15 protein-coding genes are annotated in these 14,623 nt (G+C 70.4%); 5 read left to right on the forward strand and 10 right to left on the reverse strand.

The window, feature by feature from the left end; translation table 11 throughout:
- The first annotated feature begins 32 nt into the window (after positions 1-32).
- From iolD to J8I33_RS29905, 4 genes are all read left to right on the forward strand, one after another.
- Positions 33-1,916, forward strand: coding sequence for a 3D-(3,5/4)-trihydroxycyclohexane-1,2-dione acylhydrolase (decyclizing) (gene iolD, locus J8I33_RS29890; RefSeq protein WP_209939639.1), 1,884 nt, complete (start codon positions 33-35; stop codon positions 1,914-1,916).
- 60 nt (positions 1,917-1,976) lie between these two features.
- Positions 1,977-2,906: a myo-inosose-2 dehydratase gene (gene iolE, locus J8I33_RS29895; protein WP_209928597.1), complete on the forward strand. Its 930-nt coding sequence runs from the start codon at positions 1,977-1,979 to the stop codon at positions 2,904-2,906.
- 56 nt (positions 2,907-2,962) lie between these two features.
- Positions 2,963-3,781, forward strand: a complete 819-nt coding sequence (gene iolB, locus J8I33_RS29900) for a 5-deoxy-glucuronate isomerase (protein WP_209939640.1) — start codon at positions 2,963-2,965, stop codon at positions 3,779-3,781.
- 130 nt (positions 3,782-3,911) lie between these two features.
- Entirely contained in the window at positions 3,912-4,406 is a 495-nt protein-coding gene (locus J8I33_RS29905) for a heme-degrading domain-containing protein (RefSeq protein ID WP_209939641.1), read from the forward strand.
- 54 nt (positions 4,407-4,460) lie between these two features.
- On the opposite strand, the gene J8I33_RS29910 is transcribed toward J8I33_RS29905, so the two are convergent.
- The 10 genes from J8I33_RS29910 to J8I33_RS29955 form a co-directional block, all read right to left on the reverse strand.
- Positions 4,461-4,868: a YbgC/FadM family acyl-CoA thioesterase gene (locus J8I33_RS29910; RefSeq protein WP_050017589.1), complete on the reverse strand. Its 408-nt coding sequence runs from the start codon at positions 4,866-4,868 to the stop codon at positions 4,461-4,463.
- Positions 4,869-4,921: 53 nt separating this feature from the next.
- Positions 4,922-6,148, reverse strand: a complete 1,227-nt coding sequence (locus tag J8I33_RS29915; RefSeq protein ID WP_209939642.1) for a beta-ketoacyl synthase N-terminal-like domain-containing protein — start codon at positions 6,146-6,148, stop codon at positions 4,922-4,924.
- Between the two features lie 270 nt (positions 6,149-6,418).
- Positions 6,419-7,165, reverse strand: a complete 747-nt coding sequence (locus tag J8I33_RS29920) for a glucose 1-dehydrogenase (RefSeq protein ID WP_050017591.1) — start codon at positions 7,163-7,165, stop codon at positions 6,419-6,421.
- Positions 7,166-7,331: 166 nt separating this feature from the next.
- On the reverse strand, positions 7,332-8,036 hold the full coding sequence (locus tag J8I33_RS29925; protein WP_209939643.1) for an ATP-binding cassette domain-containing protein: 705 nt from the start codon (positions 8,034-8,036) through the stop codon (positions 7,332-7,334).
- The gene (locus tag J8I33_RS29930; protein WP_050017593.1) at positions 8,033-8,785 is read right to left on the reverse strand and encodes an ABC transporter ATP-binding protein; all 753 of its coding nucleotides are present in this window, start codon (positions 8,783-8,785) and stop codon (positions 8,033-8,035) included. Before J8I33_RS29930 ends, J8I33_RS29925 begins: the two co-directional genes overlap by 4 nt.
- The gene (locus tag J8I33_RS29935; RefSeq protein WP_209939644.1) at positions 8,782-10,011 is read right to left on the reverse strand and encodes a branched-chain amino acid ABC transporter permease; all 1,230 of its coding nucleotides are present in this window, start codon (positions 10,009-10,011) and stop codon (positions 8,782-8,784) included. Before J8I33_RS29935 ends, J8I33_RS29930 begins: the two co-directional genes overlap by 4 nt.
- Positions 10,004-10,939: a branched-chain amino acid ABC transporter permease gene (locus J8I33_RS29940; RefSeq protein ID WP_124595258.1), complete on the reverse strand. Its 936-nt coding sequence runs from the start codon at positions 10,937-10,939 to the stop codon at positions 10,004-10,006. The genes J8I33_RS29935 and J8I33_RS29940 overlap by 8 nt, the downstream gene beginning before the upstream one ends.
- A gap of 9 nt (positions 10,940-10,948) precedes the next feature.
- Complete coding sequence (locus J8I33_RS29945) at positions 10,949-11,386, reverse strand: thioesterase family protein (protein WP_209939645.1); 438 nt, start codon at positions 11,384-11,386, stop codon at positions 10,949-10,951.
- Positions 11,387-11,543: 157 nt separating this feature from the next.
- Positions 11,544-12,080: an NUDIX domain-containing protein gene (locus J8I33_RS29950; RefSeq protein WP_209928615.1), complete on the reverse strand. Its 537-nt coding sequence runs from the start codon at positions 12,078-12,080 to the stop codon at positions 11,544-11,546.
- A gap of 122 nt (positions 12,081-12,202) precedes the next feature.
- The gene (locus J8I33_RS29955; RefSeq protein ID WP_209939646.1) at positions 12,203-13,471 is read right to left on the reverse strand and encodes a YbfB/YjiJ family MFS transporter; all 1,269 of its coding nucleotides are present in this window, start codon (positions 13,469-13,471) and stop codon (positions 12,203-12,205) included.
- A 125-nt stretch (positions 13,472-13,596) separates the two neighbouring features.
- Between J8I33_RS29955 and J8I33_RS29960 the strand changes: the two genes are divergently transcribed.
- Complete coding sequence (locus tag J8I33_RS29960; RefSeq protein WP_050017599.1) at positions 13,597-14,511, forward strand: LysR family transcriptional regulator; 915 nt, start codon at positions 13,597-13,599, stop codon at positions 14,509-14,511.
- Positions 14,512-14,623 lie beyond the last annotated feature (112 nt).

The raw sequence follows: 14,623 nt of genomic DNA on the forward strand, positions 1-14,623 counted from the left end.
ACGACCACCCGACTTCTCTCTATCGACCGACGATGACCACCACCGTAAGACTGACCGTCAGCCAGGCGCTCGTGCGCTACCTGGCCGCCCTGCGCGCCGAAGTCGTCCAGCCCGACGGCCGCACCGAGATCCTGCCGTACTGCGGCGGCGTGTTCGCGATCTTCGGCCACGGCAACGTGGCCGGGCTCGGCGAGGCGCTGCATGCGGAGAAGGATCGGCTGCCGACGTTTCGCGCGCACAACGAGCAAGGGATGGCCAACGCGGCCGTCGCGTTCGCGAAAGCGCATTTCCGCCAGCGGATGATGGCCGCGACGTCGAGCATCGGCCCCGGCGCGACCAACATGCTGACCTCGGCCGCGCTCGCGCACGTCGGCCGCTTGCCGCTGCTGTTGCTGCCCGGCGACGTGTTCGTGTCGCGGCTGCCCGACCCGGTGCTGCAGCAGGTCGAGGATTTCGAACAGGGCGACGTCAGCGCGAACGACTGCTTCCGGCCCGTCACGCGCTACTTCGACCGCATCACGTCGCCCGAGCAATTGCTCGTCGCGCTGCCGCGCGCGATCCAGGTGATGACCGATCCCGCGCAGTGCGGGCCCGTGTGCCTCGCGCTGCCGCAGGACGTGCAGACCTTCGCGTACGACTGGCCCGAGGATTTCTTCGCGCCGCCGGTGATCCGGATGCGCCGGCCGCCGGCCGACGCACTCGAGCTCGCCGATGCGCTCGACATGCTGAAGGCCGCGAAGAAGCCGCTGATCGTCGCGGGCGGCGGCGTGCTGTACAGCCAGGCGTGGGATGCGCTGCGCACGTTCGCCGACACGCACGGCGTGCCGGTCGCCGAATCGCAGGCCGGCAAGGGCAGCCTCGCGTGGGACCACCCGCTGAACCTCGGCTCGATCGGCGTGACGGGCTCGCCCGCCGCGAACCGCGCGGCCGCGCAGGCCGACGTCGTGTTCGCGGTCGGCACGCGGCTGCAGGATTTCACGACCGGTTCGCACGCGCTCTACGGCGACGCGACGCTGCTGAGCCTGAACGTGCAGCCGTTCGACGCGGGCAAGAAACGCGGCCGGCAACTGGTGGCCGATGCGCGCACGGGCCTCGGCCAGCTGTCGGCCGCGCTGGCCGGCTGGCGCGCCGACCCGGCGTGGACCGCCGCGAACCGCGACCAGGCCGCCGCATGGAACGCGCGCGTGACGGACCTGACCACACGGATTCCGAAGGACACGCTGCCGTACGATGCGGAAGTGATCGGCGCGGTGCGCGACTCCGCGGCCGACGCGGGACGCGACAGCGCGCGCGACGATCTCGTCGTCTGCGCGGCCGGCACGCTGCCGGCCGAGTTGCACAAGCTGTGGCGCAGCGGCGTGCCGGGCAACTATCACATGGATTATGCGTATTCGTGCATGGGCTACGAGGTCGCGGGCGGCCTCGGCGCGAAGCTCGCGCGGCCCGAGCGCGAAGTGATCGTGATCGTCGGCGACGGCTCGTACATGATGCTCAACGCGGAACTCGCGACATCCGTGATGCTCGGCCGCAAGCTCATCGTCGTGATCCTCGACAACCGCGGCTACGGCTGCATCGAGCGGCTGCAACGCCATTGCGGCGGCGCGAGCTTCAACAACATGCTCGACGACTGCGTGCCCGAAGGCGGCGAACGCTCGACGATCGACTTCGCGATGCATGCGCGCGCGATGGGCGCCGAAGCCGTGCACGTGCGCGACATCGGCGAGCTGCGCCACGAAATGAAGCGCGCGCGGGCGGCGACGACGAGCCAGGTGCTCGTGATCGATACCACGCACCAGCGCACGACCGACGACGGCGGCGCGTGGTGGGAAGTCGCGGTGCCGCAGGTGTCCGAACGCGCCGGCGTCGAAGCGGCGCACCGCGCGTATCTCGACGCGAAGACCCGCCAGCGGCGCTGATCCGCGCCCCTTTCCATCGGCCGCGCCGACACAACAACATTCGAACCCAGGAAACCCGTCATGAGCTGGAACGTCCGCATCGGTATCAATCCCCTGTCGTGGATGAACGACGACCTGCCGTCGCTCGGCGGCGAGACGCCGCTTGAGACGGCGCTGAAGGAAGGCGCCGAAATCGGCTATGCGGGCTTCGAGCTCGGCAACAAGTTTCCGAAGACGGGCCCCGAACTGAAGGCGAAGCTCGCCGAATTCGGGCTCGTGTGCGTGTCGGGCTGGTATTCGGGCTTCCTCGCGGAAGTCGCGCCGGGCATGACCGATGCCGATGCGGTCGCGGCGGAAATCGAGCGCTGCCGCGCGCATATGACGAAGCTGCAGTACAACGACGTGAAGGTCGTCGTGTACGGCGAATGCGCGGGCACGATCCAGGGCAACATCGACACGCCGGTCGCGAAGCGGCCGCGTTTCGTCGACGATGCGGCGTGGCGGCGCTATGCGGCGCGTCTCGACGCGTTCGGCGCGCACCTGCTCGACACGTACGGCATCAAGCTTGCGTACCATCACCATATGGGCGCGTACGTCGAGTCGCCGGACGACGTCGACCGGCTGATGGCGCTGACCGATCCCGCGAAGGTGTTCCTGCTGTTCGACACCGGCCACGCGTATTTCGGCGGCGCGGCCGACCCGGTGGCGCTGCTGCGGAAGCACGTGTCGCGCGTCGCGCACGTGCATTGCAAGGACGTGCGGCCGCAGGTCGTCAGCAAGGCACGCAACGACGGCTGGAGCTTTTTGAACGGCGTGATCAACGGCACCTTCACGGTGCCGGGCGACGGCGCGCTCGACTACGACGCGACGCTGCGCACGCTGAAGGACGCCGGCTACGAAGGCTGGCTCGTCGTCGAGGCCGAGCAGGACCCGGCCGTCGCGCCGAGCTATGCGTATGCGAAGAAGGGCTACGAATCGCTGCGCGCGATCGTCGACCGGTTGAGCGCGTGAGTTCGCGCGCAAGCGCCTGAGCGTTCGCGCCCTACCCTATTGCGGAGACTTATTTCATGACGATTTCTCCCCTGCTGGTCAAGGCATCCGCCGACCGCGAGATCTGCAACGTGACGCCCGAATCGGCCGGCTGGAAGCACGTCGGCTTTCGCGCGCTGCGCCTGACGGCCGGCGACACCGAAACGCTCGACACCGACACGCGCGAATTGTGTGTGGTCGTGCTGACGGGCACGGTGCGCGCCGAAGTCGACGGCGAGACGTACGACGCGCTCGGCAAGCGCGACAGTGTGTTCGAGGACGTGTCGCCGGACGCGCTGTACGTGCCGGGCGGCAAGACCGTCACGCTGGTCGCGACGCGCGATGCGGAAGTCGCGCTGTGCACCGCGCCGTACGCGAGCGGCGGCAAGCGGGTTCAGCGCCTCGACGGCGAACGGATGCGCCGCTCGGTGCGCGGGCAAGGCACCAACACGCGCTACGTATGCGACATCCTGATGGGCGACAACCCGGCCGCCGACCGGCTGCTCGTCGTCGAAGTCGTCACGCCGGCCAGCCATTCGAGCAGCTATCCGCCGCACAAGCACGACCGCGACGCGGCGCCCGACGAGACGTCGCTCGAGGAAACCTATTACCACCGGATCGATCCGCCGCAGGGCTTCGCGTTCCAGCGCGTATACACCGACGACCGCAGCCTCGACGAGGCGTGCGCGGTCGAGAACCACGACGTCGTGATGGTGCCGCGCGGCTATCACCCGGTCGTCGCACCGCACGGCTACAACCTGTACTACCTGAACGTGATGGCGGGCCCGAGCCGCGCGTGGGCGTTCAGGAACGATCCCGCGCACGAGTGGATGCTCGACGCGGCGCCGAAACGTTGAAGCGCTGAAACGCTGAAACGTCGACGTGCCGAAACGCCGAAGCACTGAACGAAAGACGGGCCCGCGCGCGGCCCGTGACGATGCGACGCCCGGCACGCGCGTACAGTGCCGGCAACGCGACGGAGCCGCCATGGTGACGCCCCCCTTTCGCCTCGAACCCCACGCCTTCGACGACGATGCGTCGAACCCGGCGCTGCCGCACTTCAATGCAGCCGTCGCACGCCGCATCGGAGAAATCGCGGTCAACCTCGCGTCGCGCCGCGGGCTGCCGATCGCGGTCGGCATCGTCGGCGGGCAGGCGCCGCTGTTCTACTGCGCGCTCGACGGCAGCGACGCGCACGATAGCGATGCGATCCGCCGCCGACAGAACACGGTGCTGCGTTTCGGCCAGAGTTCGCTCGCGGTCGGCGCGTGCTTTCGGCGTGCCGGCTGGTCGCTGCGTTCGCACGGCCTGTCGGACGACAACTACGCGCTCGACGGCGGCGGCGTACCGCTGCGGCTCGCCGGCGCCGGCATCGTCGGCGCGATGACGATCGCGGGGCTCGGCTCCGAAGCCAATCACGCGCTCGTCGTCGAATGCCTGCGGTGGCACGTCGGCGCGAATGCGCTGGCGATGAGCGCGTAGCGGCCGCTCGCGGCCGGCGGTCGACGGGTCGCGCAGCGCCACGGCATGCGTCTTTCATTCGACGCGAAACGCAAACGGAATCCGAACCGGCCGCAGCGTGTCGAGATTCACGCCGGCGAGCCCCGTTCGCCCTTTTGCCAGCAGCGTATCGTCGCGATAGACCTCCTGCTGGAACGCGATACGCACGCGCGTGAGCTCGGTCAGCGTCGTGCGGATCGTCAGCGGTTCGTCGTGACGCGCCGGCGACAGGAACGCCGTCTCGATGCGGCAGACGATGAGTCCGGTTCGCAGTTCGGCCATCATGTGCGCGAGATCGATGCCGTTGGCGCGATACCATTCCATCCTGGCCTGATCGAACCAGCGCAGGTAGTTCGCGTGATAGACGACGCCGCCGAGATCGACATCGACGAACGGCACGCGCAACGAAAAATGATGGCTGCGATGGCTGGGAGCAACCTGCATGTCGACACCTCCGGGAGAAATCGGCAGTTCAGGGAAACGCATGCGGCGGCGCGCTATTGCATCTGCGCGCGATAGGCGTTCGTCATGACGAGCGTCGCATTGACGCCGCCGAAACCGAAACTGTTCGTCATCACGGTCGTCAGTTTCCGCTGCGTGGTCGCCGTGACGATGTCGAAGCCGCACGCGCCGTCGTCGAGCTGCCCGATGTTCATGCTCGGCGCAATGAATCCGTCGTTCATCATCAGCACCGCATAGATGAATTCGTGCACACCGGCCGCACCCTGCGCGTGGCCGGTCGTCGACTTGGTCGACGACAACGGCGGCGCGGCCTCGCCGAACACGTTGCGGATCGCGCGTAATTCGCGGATGTCGCCGACGGGCGTGGACGTGCCGTGCGTGTTCAGATAGTCGATCGGCAAATCGATACCGCGCAATGCGAGCCTCATGCTGCGCTCGGCGCCTTCGCCGGACGGCACGACCATGTCGATACCGTCGGTCGTCGTGCCGTAGCCGATCACTTCCGCATAGACGGGCGCGCCGCGCTCGATTGCATGATTCATTTCCTCGACCACGACGATCCCTGCGCCGCCTGAAATCACGAAGCCGTCGCGGTCCGCATCGTAGGGGCGCGACGCGCGCACCGGCGTATCGTTGAAGCGGGTCGACAGCGCGCCGATTGCATCGTACTGGCACGCGACTTCCCACCCCAGTTCTTCGGCGCCGCCGGCGAACACGATGTCCTGCGTGCCGGCCCTGATCAATTCGACGGCATGGCCGATGCACTGTGCCGATGCGGCGCACGCACCGCAGATTGCGTAGCTCACGCCGCGCACGCCGAACGCGACGGCAAGGCACGCGGCATGGACGGACGGCATCGAATGCACGATGTCGTACGCGCCGACGCCGCGCAACCCACGCGTGCGCATCGCATCGACCGCATGGACGTAACCGAGCGACACCCCGCACGCGTTGCCGACGATCACGCCGGTGCGCTCGTTCGACACGAGGCGCGAGGGCAGCCGCGCGTCGTCGATCGCTTGTTGCATGCATGCGAATGCTTGCAGCGCGGCAGGGGTCATCCATCGGAGATGCCGGCGATCGACGCGATCCGGCGCGGGCGCCTCGACGGGCGCCCAGACGTGGCTGCGCAGTCCCGCGTCCCTGAATGATTCGGAAAACACGATGGCGCTGCGGCCCGCGCGCAGCGCGTCGCGCACGGTCGGAACATCGCTGCCGATGCTGGACGCAATGCCGATCCCCGTGATGACCGCACGTCTCATGTCCCGCTTCCCCGAAAACGAACCATGCCGGCGTCGGCCGCATGTCGAGCGCCGCACCGCCGATGTTCGCTCGACCGGCCAGCGACGTGCGCCGTTTGCATCCGGCCGCAAACCGTTCAAACCTGCCGGATCACTTCAGAGGAATTAAATATCGAAATTCGCGTTTTCGCAAACCCGACCGAGCTGCGCTGCGGGGATGCCACGACGGCGGGGCCTGCGACGCGGTGATCGCGGGGCACGTTGCCTCGCGCAGGCCCCACTCATGCCGACTCAGCGCAGCCCGCCGCTCGCGACGAGGCGCTCGCCGGTCAGCCAGCGTGCATCGTCCGATGCGAGGAACACGGCGACCGACGCGATGTCGTTCGGCTCGCCGAGGCGGCCGAGCGGCGTCTGGCCGAGCACTTGCGCTTCGAGATCGGAGCCGATGATGCCCGCGCTGTGCGTGCCTTCGGTCACGACCATCCCCGGGTTGATCGCGTTCACGCGGATCTTGCGCGGAGCGAGCTCGAGCGCGAGCACGCCGGTGATCGCGTCGACCGCGCCCTTCGTGCCGCTGTACACGGCGCTGGCCGGCGGCGTGATGCTGGTCACGACCGAGCTGATGTTGATGATGCTCGCGCCTTCGCCGAGATGCTTGGCGGCCGCCTGCGTGGTCAGCAGCACGCCAAACACGTTCGTGTCGAACTGCCGGCGGTAGTGTTCTTCGGTGATCGCTTCGATCGGCGCGAATTCGTACACGCCGGAGTTGTTGACGAGCACGTCGAGACGGCCGTACGTGTCGACCGCGGTATCGATGATGCGCTGCGCGTCGGCGGCCTTCGACACGTCGCCGCCGACCGCGACCGCGCGGCCGCCCGCTTCGGTGATCGCGCTCACGACCGCATCCGCGCCCGCCTTGCTGCTCGCGTAGTTGACGACGACCGCTGCGCCCTCGTCGGCCAGTGCCTTCGCGATCGCCGCGCCGATGCCCTTCGAGGCGCCCGTGACGACCGCTACCTTGCCTGCCAGCTTGCTCATGATTTCATTCCTCAGTCAGAAGACCTTCGATGGATGGCGCCGGTTGCCGCGACGATGTTGCCGCGGCAATCGGCCTGACTGGAAATTTACGTTGCGGCACCGCAGCGATAAAGCGGCTCGACGCGAATTGACTGGCGGAGTTTGCCGAACAATCGACCGGGCGTGGTCAGCCGGCGCTCAGCCACGCGTCGGCAACCTCGCCGTGCAGCCCGTCGAGCCCGCCGTCGTAGACGATCCGTCCCCGCCCCATGACCGCGACGCGCCGCGCGAGCCGCGGCGCGAGCTGCAGCCGCTGCTCGATCAGCACGATCGCGACGCCGTCGGCCTGCAGCGCGGCGAGGCACGCGCCGACTTCGTCGACCGCGAGCGGCGCGAGCCCCTCGGCCGGTTCGTCGACGATCAGCACGCGCGGGCCGCCGGCGAGTGCGCGCACCAGCGCGAGCACCTGCTGCTCCCCGCCCGACAGCCGTCCGGCTTTCACGTCCGCGCGCGCGGCCAGCAGCGGAAAACGGTCGAACAGGCGGTCGAGCGCCGCCCGTTCGGCCGCGCCGCGCGCGCCGCGCAAACCGAGCCGCAGGTTGTCGCGCACGGTCAGCAGCGGGAACACGTCGCGGCTTTCGGCCACGTAAGCGACGCCGCGCCGCGCGATCTCGAACGTGCGCGCCCCCGCGCATTCGGCGCCGGCGATGCGCACCGAGCCGGCCGTGCGCACGAGCCCCATCACGGCCTTCGCGAGCGTCGAGCGCCCGGAGCCGTTGCGGCCGAGCAGCGCGAGCGTCTCGCCCGGCGCGAGCGCGACATCGACGCCATCGAGTACGGGCTGCATCCCGTACCACGCGCGCAGCCCGCGGATGTCGAGCACCGCGCTCATGCCGCGCCCTCGCCCAGGTACGCGGCACGCACGCGCGGATCGGCGCGGATCGCGTCGGGTGCGCCGGTCGCGACCACCGTGCCGCGCACGAGCACCGTGATGCGTTCGGCGAAACCGAACACCGCGTCCATGTCGTGCTCGATCATCAGGACCGTGCGGCCCTGCGTCGTCGCGCGGATCAACGCGATCATCCGCGCGGCCTGCGCGCGGCTCATGCCGGCCGTCGGCTCGTCGAGCAGCAGCGTCCGCGCGCCGCTCGCGAGCGCGATGCCGAGATCGAGCGCGCGCTGCTCCGCATAGCCGAGTTCGCCGGCCGGCGTATCGCGCCGCGCGTCGAGGCCGATGTCGTGCAGCACGCGCGCGGCCGCGAGATCGACCGACGCGGAGTCGCGCAGCCGGTTCCACCAGCGCCGCCGTTCGGCCGGCGCATGCAGCGCCGCGCAGCGCAGGTTGTCGAATACGCTCAGGCGCGCGAACGCGCTCGTCTGCTGGAAACTGCGGCCGATGCCGAGGCGGCTCGCGACGACCGGCCCGCGCCCGCGCAGCGCGACGCCGTGCAGCATGACGCGCCCGCGCGTCGGCCGCGTCGCCCCGGCGATCACGCCGAACAGCGTCGACTTGCCCGCGCCGTTCGGCCCGATCAGCGCGTGGCGCTCGCCGGCTGCGATGCGCAGATCGACACCGTCGAGCACGGTCTGCGCACCGAAGCGCTGCACGATGCCGTGCAGCGCGATCGCGTTGCCGTTCATTGCGCGTCCTCCCGCGTGGCGGCCGCCGCGCCGTGCCCGAGCCGCGCGCGCCAGCCCCACAGCAGGATGCCGATGCCGGCCGCCGAACCCGCGACGGCCCAGCCGATCGGCGTATCGGCGTCGATGCCCCATGCGCCGAACGCGACGCCCGTGCCGTCGTCCTGCGCGAAGCGCCACGCATAGCCGAGCTCGGCCGCGCAGACGATCGCGACGCCCCAGAACGCACACGCGCCGATGGCGCACAGCAGCCGCCACCGCTCGGTCGCCGGGGCCTCGCGCCGCAGCGCATGCGCGAATGCCTGCGCGATGCCCGCGATCCCGCCCGGCGCGGCGACGACGATCGCGACGAACAGCACGCCGAGATACAGCGCCCACGCGCGCGACACGCCCGCGACGACGATGCTCAGCGCGGTCAGCACGGCCGCGCCGGCCGCCGGCCCGAAGAATGCGCCGGTGCCGCCGATCACCGCGGCGATCAGCACGGTCGCCGAGCGCGCCATCGATACGCTGTCGGGCGTCGCGATCTCGACGTCGATCAGCGTCAGCGTGCCGGCGACGCCGGCGAAAAACGATGCGCAGGCGACCATCGCGAGCCGCACGCGGCGCGGATCGGTGCCGAGCGCCGCGACGCGCGCCGGGTTGTCGCGCACCGCGTTCGCGAGCCGCGCGAGCGGCGTGCGGCTCAGCGCATGCATCGCCCATGCCGACACGACGCACCACGCGGCGATCAGCGCATACGCGTGCGCCGGCGCGCCGAAATGCGCGTTGCCCCACGGCGCGCCGCTCGCGCGGTCGATCGGCACGCCGCCGATCCCGCCGAACCACGCGGGCACGCTCCACGCAGCCGCCGCGACGCATTCGCCGAGCCCGAGCGTGATCATCGCGAACGCGGTACCGGAACGGCGCGTCGCCAGCAGCCCGGCGACGCACCCGAAGCCCGCGCCGGCCACGCCGCCGACGAGCGGCAACAGCGGCAGCGGGCCGCCGACGTGATTGAACCAGTGCGCGGCCGCGAACGCGCCGAAGCCCGCGAACGCCGCATGCCCGAACGACAGCAGCCCGGTCGTGCCGAGCTGCAGGTTGTACGACAGCGCGAGCACGACGAGTGCGGCCGTCTGCGCCAGATAGCCGAGCACCGCGCCGTGCGGCCACAGCCACGCGGGCAACGCGAAGCAGGCGGCGAACAGCGCCCAGCGCGCGCCTCCGGCCAGTGCGCGGCTATGCATCGACACGCTCGCCGAACAACCCGCGCGGCCGCGCGACCAGCACCGCGACGAGCAGCAGGTACGGCACCAGCGGCGCCAGTTGCGCGATCGACACCGCGGCCACGCTGTCGGGCAGCGCGATACCCGTCCATTGCGCGAGATCGCGCAGCGACGTGTCGCTCGCGGCCGCGAAGGTCTGCGCGAAGCCGACCGCGAGCGACGCGACGAATGCGCCGCCGAGCGAACCCAAGCCACCGATCACGACGACCGCGAACACGACCGACCCGACGGTCTCGGCCAGCGCGGGCTCGATCACCGCAAGCGGCGCGCCGATCACGCCGGCCAGCGCCGCGAGCGCGGTGCCCGCACCGAACAGCGCCGTCATCACGCGCGGCACGTCGTAGCCGAGCGCCTCGACCGCCGCACGATGCGTGAGCGCCGCGCGCACGACGAGCCCGATGCGCGACGCACGCAGCAGCACGCCGAGCGCGACCAGCATCGTCGCGGACATCGCCATCATGAACAGCCGGTAACGCGGCAACGCAAGACCGAACACGGTCGCGGGCGCGCCGTCGAACAGCGGCGGCACGGGCGCCGGCAGCGGCGCGAGACCCCACACGAGTTTCGCGCCCTCGCCGATCAGGTACGCGAGCCCGAAGGTCAGCAGCAGTTCGCTCGTATGGCCGCGTGCCTGCACGCGGCGCAGCAGCACACGTTCGCAGCCGGCGCCGAGCAGCCCGACCGCGAGCGGCGCGAGCACGAGCGCGGGCCAGAAGCCCGCATGAGCCGCGATGCTGTAGCCGACGTACGCACCGAGCATGTAGAAGCTCGCATGCGCGAAGTTGAGCACGCCCTGCACGCTGAAGATCAGCGTGAGGCCGGCCGACAGCATGAACAGCAGCAAGCCATAGCTGAGGCCGTTGAAGGCCTGGAGCGCGAACGCGTGCACCGCGTCGCGTCAGGCGGCGAGCGGTTCGAGCGCGGCGCGCAGCGCGTCGGGCAGCGGCACCGGGCGGCGCGTGCCGCGATCGACGTACACGTGCACGAAATGCCCCTGCGCGGCGGGCGACGCGTCGCCTTGCGCGAACAGCCCGACTTCGTAGCGCACGCTCGACGTGCCGAGCTTCACGACGCGCAGCCCCGCGTCGACCGATTGCGGAAACACGAGCGGCGCGAAGTAGTTGCACTGCGTCTCGACGACGAGCCCGATCGTCTGCCCGTGCTCGACGTCGAGCACGCCCGCGCGGATCAGGTACTCGTTCACCACGGTATCGAAGTAGCTGTAGTAGACGACGTTGTTCACGTGTCCGTAGACGTCGTTGTCCATCCAGCGGGTCGTGATCGGCAGAAAGTGGCGATAGGTGTCGCGCGGACGCGGCTGCGGCTTGTCGGACATGGCGATGGCGCTCAGGACGAGGGAGGCGAAGGGAACGAAAGAGACGATCGGGACGACGCGCGGCGGCCGCAAGAAGCGACGCGCCGGCCAGCAGCGAAGCACCGCGCCGCGATCGCGCGCGGCACGGCGGACGACACCCTGCGGGCAGGCAGGCCCGTCACTGCCCCGGCCGGTCGACGAATTCGAAATCGAGGCCGCGCGCGCGCATCCAGTCGGCGAGCGCGATGCCCGTGCCGGCGCGCCACGGGCGCAGCAGCGGCGGATCGACGAGCTTGTATTCGAGCAGTTCCGGCGACAGCGACACCGTGCCCGACGCCCGCACGTGGTACGCGATGATCAGCTCGTTCTTGCGGATGAATTCGTACACGCCGACGAGCGACACCTGCTCGGCCTTCAGCGCGGTTTCCTCGAACACCTCGCGCGCGATGCCGTCCTCGGGCGTCTCGCCGTTTTCGAGGAAGCCGGTGATCAGCGCGAACATCCCTTCGGGCCACGCGGCGTTGCGCGCGAGCAGGATCTTGCCGTCGAGTTCGACGATCGCGGCGACGACCGGCAGCGGGTTGTTCCAGTGCACGTAGCCGCAGGTGTCGTCGGGACAGGCCTGGCGGATGCGGCCGCCCTCATGGTCGGGATCGGCACGCTCGGTCAGCGGGCTCGCGCAGCGCGGGCAAAAGCGGTAGTCGGCGGTGGTCATCGATGGGGATCTGGCGAGCGCCCGGCCTCGGCCTGAAGGCCGCGTCGCGCGTCCGCTCGGCGCGGAAAAGGCTTCATTCTAGCGAGTTTGCCCGCGCCCGAGACGATCCGGCCCCACCGGCATCAGGGCGACCTGCGCCCGCGTGCGGCGGTCGCCGCGAAGCCGGCGGCGCCGATCAGCAGCGCCGCCGCGGCGACCCACAGCGCCGGCGTAAACGACCCGAAGCGCGCGGCCAGCGGCGCCGCGACGAGCGGCCCGAGGATCTGCCCGACGCCGTACGATGCGGTCGCATAGCCCATCAGTCCGGCCGCACGCTCGCCGTGCAGGCGCCGCGCCTCGCGCATCGCGAACAGCGTGATCGCGGTGAACGGCAACCCGAGCAGCGCGCTGCCGATCGAGAAGCCGGCCGCGTTCGGCCACACGATTCCGGCCGCGATACCGAGCGCCTGCGTCGCGCAGCCGGCCGCCAGCAGCAGCCGGTTGTCCCAGTGCCCGGGCAGCCGCGCGGCGGTGATCGCGCCGACGATCAGCGCCGCACCGAACATCGGCCAGAACAAGTCGGGCCACGGCGAGCCGGCCGGCAGCGCGGCGCGCGCGATCACCGGCAGGAACGTCGCGGTGATGATGTAGCCGAAGCCCGGTGCGCCGTACAGCGCGACGAGCCACGCGGCGTCCGCGCGGCGGCTTCGCGTGCCGGCCCGTGCCGCCGGGGACGCCGACGCGCTCGTGACCGTATGCGGCGCGGCGGCCGGTGGCGTCGCCTGCGTGTGCGCCGGTGTCGGAGCCGGCGCCGCACCGAACGTGCGCCAGATCGCGACTGACAGCACGGCCGACAACGCCGCGAAACCGAGCCAGCCCACCGCCGCGTGTCGGCCGGCCAGCGCGCTGCCGATCAGCCCCGTCACCACGATGCCGACGCCCGGCCCCGCATAGATCACCCCGCTCCATTCGGGCGCATGCAGCTCGGCCAGCCGCCGCAGCCCCCATTGCGACACGAACACGAACGTCCATGCGCTGACGACGCCCGCGACGAAACGCACGACGAGCCACACCGGCAGCGCGTGACCGACGCCCATCGCGGCGGTCAGCAGCACGGTCGCCGCGAGCCCGAAGCGCACCATCCGCGCCGGCGCGATGCGCAGCGCCGCGCAACTGACCGCGCCGGCGAAGTACCCCGCATAGTTCGCCGATGCGAGCCAGCTGCCGGCTTTCAGACCGATCGAGCCGTCCGCGAGCATCAGCGGCAACAGCGGCGTGAACGCGAAACGGCCGACGCCGAGCACGACGGCCAGGCCGACCATGCAGGCGAACGCGGCCGCGCGGGCACGGCGGTCGGCCTGGTCGGACGAAAGGCCGCGGGCGGCGGCGGTCAGGGCATCGAAGCGGGACATGGCGGCAAAGGCCGGCGCTGCGCGCACGCCGGCCGGATCGGAAATCGGAATGGGTTCATCCTAGCTTGACCGACCGTTCTCAAAAAATGAATAATTAAGAATCAACCCATCCTTCGGAGAGAATCATGGACCTGGCGGCGCTGGCGATCTTCCGGGCGGTCGTGCGCGAGAACGGCGTGACGCGCGCGGCGGCCAAGCTCAATCGCGTGCAGTCGAACGTCACGACGCGCATCAAGCAGCTCGAGGAAGAACTCGGCGCGGCGCTGTTCGTGCGCGACGGCCGCCGGCTCGTGCTGACGCCGGCCGGGCATACGCTGCTGCCGTATGCGGAGCGCCTGCTCGCGCTCGCCGACGAGGCGCGCGACGCGGTGCGCGAGGACACGCCGCGCGGCCGGCTGCGGCTCGGCACGATGGAAAGCACGGCCGCGAGCCGCCTGCCGGCCCTCCTCGCGCGCTACCACCATGCGTGGCCGGACGTGTCGCTCGAACTGCTGACGGGCACGACGGGCTGCCTGATCGACCGCGTACGCGACTTCGAGATCGACGCCGCGCTGTTCGCGCGCCCGCCCGAGCCGGACGCGCTGCCCGACACGTTCGAGACGATGCCGATCTTTCGCGAGGATCTCGTGCTGCTCACGCCGCGCGGCCATCCGCCGGTACGCACGCCGCGCGACGTGATCCTGCCGACGCTGATCGCGTTCGAGCGTGGCTGCGCATATCGCAAGTACGTCGAGCAGTGGTATGCGGCGCACGGCGTGAAGCCGGCGCGCGTGCTCGAACTCGGCTCGTATCACGCGATCGTCGCGTGCGTCGCGGCCGGCGCGGGCGTCGCGGTCGCGCCGCGCTCGGTGCTCGATCTGCAGCCTGAAACCGGCAACGTCGCCGCGCACACGATTCCCGAACTCGCGGGCATCGACACGCTGCTCGGGTGGCGGCGCGGTTATGCGTCGGCGGCGCTCGCAGCATTGCGCGATGCGCTCACCGAAGCCACGCCTCAGCCTGACGACGCGGCGAAGCCGGCCGCGACCGTGCCGGCCTGACCTGGATTCGCACGCCGCCGTGGCGATCGACGCGCACAGCCTGCACGGCCCGCACAAACAAAACGACCCGACCGGCATCTGCCGATCGGGTCGTTTTTCGATTCACGCGATG

It is taken from the genome of Burkholderia sp. AcTa6-5 (assembly GCF_017815075.1).
GTDB classification, from domain to species: domain Bacteria; phylum Pseudomonadota; class Gammaproteobacteria; order Burkholderiales; family Burkholderiaceae; genus Burkholderia; species Burkholderia sola.